Origin of the sequence: Nocardioides sp. NPDC057772, from assembly GCF_042798075.1 — a bacterium.
Classification (GTDB): Bacteria; Actinomycetota; Actinomycetes; order Propionibacteriales; family Nocardioidaceae; genus Nocardioides.
Genome location: NZ_JBHVKN010000214.1, coordinates 1 through 8,483, shown reverse-complemented (window position 1 = coordinate 8,483; position 8,483 = coordinate 1). Strand labels below are relative to the sequence as shown.

At 70.4% G+C, this 8,483-nt stretch carries 11 protein-coding genes and 1 riboswitch; of the genes, 9 read left to right on the top strand and 2 right to left on the bottom strand.

Annotated features, from left to right (window positions below):
• The coding region (locus tag ACFVJS_RS23840; protein WP_378885684.1) for a hypothetical protein at nt 1–480 on the bottom strand (480 nt) is incomplete at its 3' end.
• Nucleotides 481–562: 82 nt separating this feature from the next.
• On the opposite strand from ACFVJS_RS23840, the gene ACFVJS_RS23835 reads away from it, so the two are divergent.
• Nucleotides 563–964, top strand: a complete 402-nt coding sequence (locus ACFVJS_RS23835) for a TIGR03668 family PPOX class F420-dependent oxidoreductase (RefSeq protein ID WP_378885682.1) — start codon at nt 563–565, stop codon at nt 962–964.
• A gap of 8 nt (nt 965–972) precedes the next feature.
• Here ACFVJS_RS23835 and ACFVJS_RS23830 read toward each other — a convergent pair whose 3' ends face one another.
• Nucleotides 973–1,929, bottom strand: a complete 957-nt coding sequence (locus ACFVJS_RS23830) for a hypothetical protein (RefSeq protein ID WP_378885680.1) — start codon at nt 1,927–1,929, stop codon at nt 973–975.
• 163 nt (nt 1,930–2,092) lie between these two features.
• Here ACFVJS_RS23830 and ACFVJS_RS23825 point away from each other — a divergent pair, with 163 nt between their 5' ends.
• The 8 genes from ACFVJS_RS23825 to ACFVJS_RS23790 form a co-directional block, all read left to right on the top strand.
• Complete coding sequence (locus tag ACFVJS_RS23825) at nt 2,093–2,590, top strand: CBS domain-containing protein (RefSeq protein WP_378885678.1); 498 nt, start codon at nt 2,093–2,095, stop codon at nt 2,588–2,590.
• Between the two features lie 33 nt (nt 2,591–2,623).
• Nucleotides 2,624–3,460: a formate dehydrogenase accessory sulfurtransferase FdhD gene (fdhD, locus tag ACFVJS_RS23820; RefSeq protein ID WP_378885676.1), complete on the top strand. Its 837-nt coding sequence runs from the start codon at nt 2,624–2,626 to the stop codon at nt 3,458–3,460.
• A gap of 78 nt (nt 3,461–3,538) precedes the next feature.
• Nucleotides 3,539–4,681, top strand: a complete 1,143-nt coding sequence (locus tag ACFVJS_RS23815; protein ID WP_378885674.1) for a sterol desaturase family protein — start codon at nt 3,539–3,541, stop codon at nt 4,679–4,681.
• 232 nt (nt 4,682–4,913) lie between these two features.
• Complete coding sequence (locus tag ACFVJS_RS23810) at nt 4,914–5,555, top strand: HAD family hydrolase (RefSeq protein ID WP_378885672.1); 642 nt, start codon at nt 4,914–4,916, stop codon at nt 5,553–5,555.
• A gap of 27 nt (nt 5,556–5,582) precedes the next feature.
• Nucleotides 5,583–6,251, top strand: a complete 669-nt coding sequence (rpe, locus tag ACFVJS_RS23805; protein WP_378885670.1) for a ribulose-phosphate 3-epimerase — start codon at nt 5,583–5,585, stop codon at nt 6,249–6,251.
• Nucleotides 6,252–6,301: 50 nt separating this feature from the next.
• A riboswitch (FMN riboswitch) is annotated at nt 6,302–6,449 on the top strand.
• 99 nt (nt 6,450–6,548) lie between these two features.
• On the top strand, nt 6,549–7,607 hold the full coding sequence (ribD, locus tag ACFVJS_RS23800) for a bifunctional diaminohydroxyphosphoribosylaminopyrimidine deaminase/5-amino-6-(5-phosphoribosylamino)uracil reductase RibD (protein ID WP_378885685.1): 1,059 nt from the start codon (nt 6,549–6,551) through the stop codon (nt 7,605–7,607).
• A complete protein-coding gene (locus ACFVJS_RS23795) occupies nt 7,607–8,215 on the top strand; it encodes a riboflavin synthase (protein ID WP_378885668.1) in 609 nt (202 codons plus the stop codon). The genes ribD and ACFVJS_RS23795 overlap by 1 nt, the downstream gene beginning before the upstream one ends.
• The coding region (locus ACFVJS_RS23790) for a 3,4-dihydroxy-2-butanone-4-phosphate synthase (protein ID WP_378885667.1) at nt 8,212–8,483 on the top strand (272 nt) is incomplete at its 3' end. The genes ACFVJS_RS23795 and ACFVJS_RS23790, both read left to right, overlap by 4 nt.

Genomic DNA, 8,483 nt, shown 5'->3' with positions numbered 1-8,483 from the left:
GGCGTTGGCCTCGGCGACCGCCGGTCGGAGGCGGGCGAGGAGCTCCTTGGGCTCCATGCCGGCACGGTCGGCGTGGTCGTAGGCGATGTGGAGACCGCCGACCGCGGTGATCCGCGCGGCCGGGTCGAAGGCCGGCGGCACCCAGCTCTCCAGCGCGGTCCGGCAGCGTAGGCAGTCGTCGTCGCGGCTCCAGTCGGCGAACTCGACGTCGTCGACCGCCAGGTCCTCGCCCCGGCTGGTGACGAGCACCAGCCGAAGGCCGTCATGGTCGCGCAGGGGCAGAGGGTTGTGCTCCAGCTCGTCGCGGAAGTGGAGCAGCGCAGAGGCCTCGTTGACCCCGACCCGATGGACGACCGCGCTGCGCAACCCCTGCAACTGCGCCTTCGCCGGCTCCCGGCGCAGCAGCCCGGGATCGACCAGGTCGGCGAGCCACTCGACCAGATCGACGGTGAGCAGCCGCTCGGCCTCAGCGGGCAGCACGGGGGAGGAGGTCGGGAGCCATGCGGGACACCGTAGCCGCCGGCCGCCGGGTAGCGGTCGTCGAGGCGGATAGGCTCGAGCGGTGCGACACGACGAGCAGTGGGCCCGGGAGCGGTTCGCCGAGGCGAGGGTGGCACGGCTGGCGACGGTGTCAGCCGATGGCGTGCCGCGGATCGTGCCGATCGTGTTCGCGCTCGCGGACGGGACCATCCTCACCGCGGTCGACCACAAGCCCAAGTCGACCACCCGGCTGCGGCGGCTCGAGGACATCGCGGCGAACCCGCAGGTGTCTCTGCTGGCGGACGCCTACGACGACGACTGGTCGCAGCTGTGGTGGGCCCGCGCCGACGGCGTCGCGCGGGTGCGTGACACCTACGACCTCGCCCCGCTGGTGGCGAAGTACGCCGACTACCGCGAGCAGCCACCGGCCGGGCCGGTGATCGTCGTCGACGTGACCCGGTGGTCCGGCTGGTCGGCGAGCTGAGCCCGCGATCAGCGCGACTGGCGCCGGAACGGCCGCAGGATCTCGCCGCTGGCCGACGGGCCGCGCGAGCGCGTCGGCTGGGGAACAGGCGGGTGCATCGGCGCGTGCATCGGGGGAGGAGGCATCGGCGGCGCCGCACCAGCCCAGGGGCCACGTACGTCCAGGACGGTGGCCCACTGCGACGCGGTCGGGCGGAGCCCGGGAGGACCGGCGGCCTGGTCCATCAGCCGGGTGAGCGGACCGACCAGGATGCCGGCCTCACCGGCGAAGGTCAGGTCGGGGCGCATGGCCGGAGCGGCGTTGCGGTCGCCGGTGAGTACTCGGGCGATGGTGAGCGCCAGCTTGAACCGGTCGCTGTCCGCGGTCGGCGGCCGGCCGACGTTGCTCGGGTCCTCCCAGCCACGGGTGTCGGCGGGCGGCAGCACGCCGTCCTCCCCGGCCGGACGGATCCCGTCGCAGTCCAGCAGCATCACCCGGGGCACCGGCGACACCGACCAGGCGATGTTGCGCGGAGAGAGGTCACCGAGGACGAGGCCCTGGCGGTGGAGCGCGTCCATCACTGCGGCCAGCGCCCGCATCAGCAGCACCCGCTCGTAGACACCAGGGCTTCGCACGTCGCCCGCGTCCACCAGGAGACCCAGCTCGGCCAGCGCGGTGGTGGGACCGAACCCGGCCAGGAACGGCTCGTGGATGCGCTGCATCAGGAACCCCGCCGTACGCAGCCCGTCGAGCACGACCGTGTGCGGCCAGGCTGCGAAGTGGTCCACCTGGAGCCCCTCGCTCTCGACGAGCCCGCGAATGCGCACCAGCTCCGCCAGGGCACGCCCGTCGACGAGACCCAGCTCGCGCGTGCGGTAGAGCTTCGCGACCGTCCCGGGATGGTCGGCCAGCTCGATGATGCGGCCTTGCGAGCCCTGGGCGATATGGCGTCCCAGACTCAGGTCGCTGAGCTGGATTTCGTTCACGGAACCTCCGGCACCAGTCGTAGGTAGGCAGATCGTACGTGGCCCGGCGATCCCGTGCCGAGTCGACGGCTCAACTGGTGGCTGCTGAGATGGACACCGCGGTCGATGGCAGCGGCGTACCGTGGTGTGCACAGGACCTGCAGTCGGAGCGAGAAGAGGACAGGTGCTCCCTATCCAGATCGACGAGTCGACCACCCGCGGCGACGTGGTCGAGTTCGGCGGCGGGCGGCTGGCGCGTGCGCCGGGGGAGGCGACCGTGGCCGACGCGATGGTCCAGCGGCCGAAGCTCCTCCCGTCGACGGCCACCGTTCTCGACGTACGCGACTTCTTCCGCGACGACCACGTCCATGCGGCGCTCGTCGTCGACGGCGACCGGCTGCTCGCCGTCGTCGAGCCGGACGACCTCGAGTCTGACGACCTCGAGTCTGACGACCTCGAGGCGGGTGAGGACGGCCCGGCCCGGACGATGGGTACGCTCCTGGGCCGTACGGTTGCGCCGTACGCCGACCTCTGGACGATCTGGCGGTGGATGACCTCCCATGGGCGCCGACGGATGGCCGTGATCGAGGACGGCCACTGTGTCGGGCTTCTCTGCCTCAAGCGCAGCGGTCGAGGCTTCTGCAGCGACGCCGGGGTCCGGGCGCGAGCCCTGACTCGATGAGCAACCCGAAACCCCCACACGACAGGAGCTGAGATGGGACGAGTGACAGTCGGACGGCCCGTGCTGCGAGTCCGCGACGGCGTCGTCTCGCGACGGCCGGACAAGCTGGCCGCCGAGGAGCCGATGGAGATCCGGGTCAACGGCCGGCCGCTGACGGTCACCATGCGCACCCCGGGCGGCGACTTCGACCTGGCGGTCGGGTTCCTGGTCAGCGAAGGCGTCGTGCACTCCGCCGACGACGTCGCCAGCGTCCGCTACTGCGCCGGCGCGACCGCCGATGGCGGCAACACCTACAACGTGGTCGACGTCGGCCTGGCTGCCCACGTCCCGCCACCCGACGCGTCTCTGGAGCGCAGCTTCTACACAACCTCCTCGTGCGGACTGTGCGGGAAGGCGTCGCTCGAGGCGGTGCGTACGTCCTCGGCCTGGTCCGTCGCCGAGGACACCCTGCGGGTCACGCCCGAGCTCCTGACCGTCCTGCCGGAGCGGCTGCGGGAGGCGCAGCGCGTCTTCGACAGCACCGGCGGCCTGCACGCCGCGGGGCTCTTCGACGCCGAGGGCAACCTGCTCTGCATCCGCGAGGACGTCGGCCGCCACAACGCCGTCGACAAGGTGATCGGGCACGCCCTGCGCGAGGGCATGGTGCCGCTGCGCAACAGCATGCTCATGGTCAGCGGCCGGGCCTCTTTCGAGCTCGTCCAGAAGGCCGTGATGGCTGGCATCCCGCTGCTCGCCGCCGTCTCGGCGCCGTCCTCGCTCGCCGTCGACCTGGCCGACGACAACGGTCTGACCCTGGTCGGCTTCCTGCGCGGCTCGTCGATGAACGTCTACGCAGGCATCGACCGCATCGCGGCCCTACCCGTCGGCTGAGGGTCGGCCAGTCACAGGGCTCGAATTGAGTACGCCGGCTCAGGCGCGGCCGGTGGGCCCGCGACCAGAATTTCTGGCATGTCCACGAGCCTTTTGCGCCACCACCTGTTCGCGCCCGCCGCCTCGTGCTTCCTGGGCGTCCTGAGCCTGACGACGGTGCTCTGCTTCCACTTCCCGGAGCTGCTGACCAGCCGCGAGTTCCGGGCGGTCTACACCGAGGACTTCGCGCGTACGCTCCTTCTGATCGGCCTCGCGGCGGCCTTCTTCGCCGGCACGATCGCGGTGCTCCGCGACCAGCACAAGCGACTGGCGTTCACCGGTGTTGGCACGGCGACGGTGGCGGTGCTGCTCGGCGGCACCGAGGTGCCGTTCGACGGCCCGGTGAAGGACACGCCGTTCTCGCTCGGTCTCGACTGGTTCGTGCTCGCGCTGTTCTTCTCGGCGCTGGTCTTCATCCCGCTCGAGCACGCCTTCGCCCGCCGCCCGGTGCCTGTCTTCCGACCCGGCTGGCGCACCGACGCCTGCTACTTCTTCATGAGCCACGTGCTCGTCCAGCTGATCCTGATCCTGGTCACCACCTCCACCTCGCTGGTGGTCTCCGTGCCCCGGTGGTCGAGCTTGTCGAGACCCCTTGTCGAGGCGCAGCAGGCCTGGATCTCCGACCTGCCGTTCGTGGTGGCATTCCTGCTCGCGGTCTTCCTCGCCGACCTCGCCCAGGCGGTGCTGCACCGCTGCTACCACCGGATCATGGTGCTGTGGCGCTTCCACGCGGTGCACCACTCCAGCCCCGAGCTCGACTGGCTGGCCGGCTCGCGGGTGCACTTCGTCGAGACCGTGCTGACCCGCAGCATCGTCCTGCTGCCGCTGCTGTTCCTCGGCTTCTCGACCTCGGTCGTCAACGCGTACGCCGTGCTCGTGGGCATCCAGGCGGTCGTCGCGCACGCCAACCTCGGCATCCGGTTCGGCTTCCTCGAGTACCTGATCGTGCTGCCGCGCTACCACCACTGGCACCACGCTCGGCACGTCGACTACTGGGACCGCAACTACGCCATCCATCTGCCCGTGATCGACATGCTGATGGGCTCCTTCAAGCTGCCTCGAGACGGCAGCTGGCCCGAGGAGTACGGCGTCCTCAAGCGCGAGACCGTGCCGGTCGGGATCCTCACCCAGCACGTGGCTCCGTTCCTCGGCCAGCGGACCTTCGACGAGTACGTCCGGTGACAGGTGTGCTGCTGAACGACCTCAGCAGCACACCTGTCGGTGTCCCTGCGCTCAGGAGTTGCTCACCGACCACCCGGAGATCACCGTCGTCAGCCGGTCCTCGCCTCCGGAGTTGGCGGGACTCGCGGTCATGCAGTTCTGGGGTGTCCTCGACCCACGTGCGCGGCCAGCGATCAGTTGACCCGGACGGGCGGTAGAACCTCGGTAGGGAGGTCGTGGCAAGATTCCCGCCATGAAGCCTGCGGCTGTTCTCTGGGACATGGACGGCACCCTGGTCGACACCGAGCCCTACTGGATCGCCGCGGAATACGCCATCGCGGAGCGCTTCGGCGCGACCTGGTCCGAGGAGCAGGCGATGGAGCTGGTCGGCAACGCGCTGATCGAGTCTGCGCGGCTGGTCAAGGCGGGGATGGGCCTTCCGCACGAGCCGGAGGAGATCGTCGAGATGCTTCTCGACGGCGTGGTCGAGCAGGTCGAGCGTGAGGTGCCGTGGCGGCCGGGAGCGCGCGAGCTGCTCACCGACCTGGTCGAGCACGGTGTGCCCTGTGCGCTGGTGACGATGTCGTACGCCCGCTTCGTCGGCCCCATCCTCAAGGAACTTCCCGAGGGCACCTTCAAGGTGATCGTCACCGGTGACATGGTCGCCAACGGCAAGCCCCACCCCGAGCCCTACCTGACCGCGGCCGCAGCGCTCGGCGTCGCGGCCGAGGACACGATCGCGGTGGAGGACTCGAACACCGGCGCCCGCTCCGCCGAGGCCGCCGGCTGCACCGTCCTGGTCGTCGAGAACCACGTCCCGGTCGCCCCCGGCGAGCGCCGGGTCTTCCGCGACACGCTCGAGGGGATGACGTACGCCGACCTGGCTGCCCTCTGACCGCTTCCGGTCATCTAGGGTGCCTTCGTGGGCCACATCCAGATCACTCCGTCCATCCTCAACGCCGACTTCGCCGCTCTCGGGGCGGAGGTCGCCCGGATCCCCAGCGCCGACTGGATCCATGTCGACGTGATGGACAACCATTTCGTGCCCAACCTGACCTTCGGACCGACGATGGTCGAGGCGATCGCGCGATCCACGTCGGTGCCGCTGGACGCCCACCTGATGATCGAGAACGCCGACCGCGAGGCGCCGGCCTACGTCGAGGCCGGCTGCGGCTCGGTGACCTTCCACGTCGAGGCCACCAAGGCCCCGGTGCGGCTGGCCCGCGAGATCCGCGCCAAGGGCGCCCGTGCCTCGATGGCCCTCAAGCCGGCGACCCCGATCGAGCCCTACGAGGACATGCTGGCCGAGCTCGACATGGTGCTGCTGATGACCGTCGAGCCGGGCTTCGGCGGCCAGAAGTTCCTCGATCTGGTGCTGCCGAAGATCCGCCGGGCGCGGGCGATGATGGACAAGGCCGGCGTCGAGACCTGGCTGCAGGTCGACGGCGGGGTGTCGCTGGAGACGATCGAGCGCTGTGCCGAGGCCGGGGCCGACGTCTTCGTCGCCGGCTCCGCGGTCTACTCGGCCGACGACCCGGACGCGATGGTGAACGCGCTGCGCGACAAGGCCGTCTCAGTCGCTGACTCCTGATCGGGCCTCGTGCCACCGGTATGGCACACTGGTTTCAGACGAGCTTGTGCTCGCGTGCTCTGGGGTCGGTGAAATTCCGAGCCGGCGGTGACTGGATCAAAGGTCCAGAAGTCCGCGACCCGATGGCAGCCAGTCATCGGTTGACCAGGTGAGAATCCTGGACCGACGGTTAAAGTCCGGATGGGAAGACGCACGCAGCCCGATTCGTCGTGACCGCCCTGAGACCAGGGCGCGGCGCGATGTCTCGGCCTGACCCCGGAGTCCGTGAGACGGACCAGAGGGGATCAGATGAAGTGCTTGGACCAGCGTGACCCGGAGCCGGGGGCGATGCGTCGCGCCCTGGACCTGGCCGCTGCGATCGGCGCCCCGGGACCTGCCACCTATCCGAACCCACGTGTGGGCTGCGTACTCCTGGGGGCGGACGGGTCGATGATCGCGGAGGGCTACCACCGCGGGCCCGGCACGCCGCATGCCGAGGTCGACGCCCTGGCGAAGGCAGGAGAGGCCGCCCGTGGGGCGACCGCCGTGGTGACGCTGGAGCCGTGCAACCACACCGGCCGGACCGGCCCCTGCTCGCAGGCGCTGATCGAGGCCGGCGTCGCCCGTGTCGTCTACGCGCAGTCCGACCCCAACCCCGTCGCCGCCGGCGGTGCCGCCACACTGAAGCAGGCGGGGGTGGAGGTGGAGCAGGGCCTGTACGCCGCAGAGTCCCGTGAGCTCAACCGCGTCTGGACCCGCGCGGCCGAGCTGCAGCGGCCCTACGTCACCTGGAAGTTCGCCACCACGCTCGACGGGCGCAGCGCCGCCGCCGACGGCACCTCGCGCTGGGTGTCCTCGCGGGCCGCACGCCTCGACACCCACAAGCTGCGGGCGCTGAGCGACACCATGCTCGTCGGGACCAACACCGTCGCCGTCGACGACCCCGCGCTCACGGTGCGCGACCTCGAGGACCGGCCGGTCGGCGTACAGCCGCTGCGGGCGGTCATGGGGGAGCGCGACCTCCCGGCCGAGCGCCAGATCTTCGACCGGCAGGCACCGTCGCTCCATCTGCGCACCCGCGACCCGCACGAGGCCCTGGCCACGTTGTGGGAGCGCGAGCGCCGCCATGTCTTTCTCGAGGGCGGGCCGACGCTGGCCGCAGCCTTCCTGGAGGCGGGAGTCGTCGACGAGATCGTCGTCTACGTCGCCCCGTTCCTGCTCGGCGCCGGCCGCTCGGCCGTCGCCGGCCTCGGGATCAGCACCATCTCCGACGCCTTCCGGCCGCGGGTGCGTTCTGTCGACGTGCTCGCACCAGCCGCTCCGGGCGAGGAGCCGAACGTTCGGTTCATTCTGGAACCACAGAAAGGGGAGCAGTGATGTTCACCGGGATTGTTGAGGAGCTCGGCACCGTCGCCGGGATCGAGGACCAGGGCGATGCCGTACGCCTGACCATCTCCGCGGAGACCGTGCTGTCGGACGCCGAGCTGGGCGCCTCCATCGCGGTCAACGGCTGCTGCCTGACGGTCGCCACGCTCGGGTCGAGCGAATGGACGGCGGATGTGATGCTGGAGACCCTCAAGCGGACCAGCCTGCACGCGGTCTCGGTCGGCGACCAGGTCAACCTGGAGCGCGCTGTCACCCCGACGACCCGGCTGGGCGGTCACATCGTCCAGGGGCACGTCGACGGCGTCGGCAGCATCGTCTCGCGCGAGCCGAGCGAGCACTGGGAGGTCGTCACGATCTCGTTGCCTCCGGAGCTCGCGCGCTACGTCGTCGAGAAGGGCTCGATCGCCGTGGACGGGATCAGCCTCACCGTCGTCTCCGTCACCGACGACTCGTTCACCGTCAGCCTCATCCCCGAGACCCTGGCGCGTACGTCGCTGGGGTTCCGGGCCGTCGGCGACGAGGTCAACCTCGAGACCGACATCATCGCCAAGCACGTGGAGAAGCTCGTGCTGACTTCACCGGAAGGGGTTCGGTCATGACGGAGCAGCAGTACGTGGGGGTCCGGCTGGACCCGGTCGAGGCCGCGATCGCCGACCTGGCGGCCGGGAAGCCGGTCGTGGTCGTCGACGACGAGGACCGGGAGAACGAGGGCGACCTGATCTTCTCCGCCGAGCTGGCGACGCCGGAGGTGATGGCGTTCGCGATCCGCTGGTCCTCCGGCGTGATCTGCGTAGCGCTGCCCGGAGACCGGCTCGACGCTCTCGACCTGCCCCCGATGACTCGTGTCAACGAGGACCGCAAGCAGAC

Excerpts from the sequence above, each read along its gene's own strand:
- fdhD (WP_378885676.1), top strand. The coding sequence starts at position 2,624 with ATGGGACGAGTGACAGTCGGACGGCCCGTGCTGCGAGTCCGCGACGGC.
- ACFVJS_RS23815 (WP_378885674.1), top strand. The coding sequence starts at position 3,539 with ATGTCCACGAGCCTTTTGCGCCACCACCTGTTCGCGCCCGCCGCCTCG.
- ACFVJS_RS23810 (WP_378885672.1), top strand. The coding sequence starts at position 4,914 with ATGAAGCCTGCGGCTGTTCTCTGGGACATGGACGGCACCCTGGTCGAC.
- ACFVJS_RS23795 (WP_378885668.1), top strand. The coding sequence starts at position 7,607 with ATGTTCACCGGGATTGTTGAGGAGCTCGGCACCGTCGCCGGGATCGAG.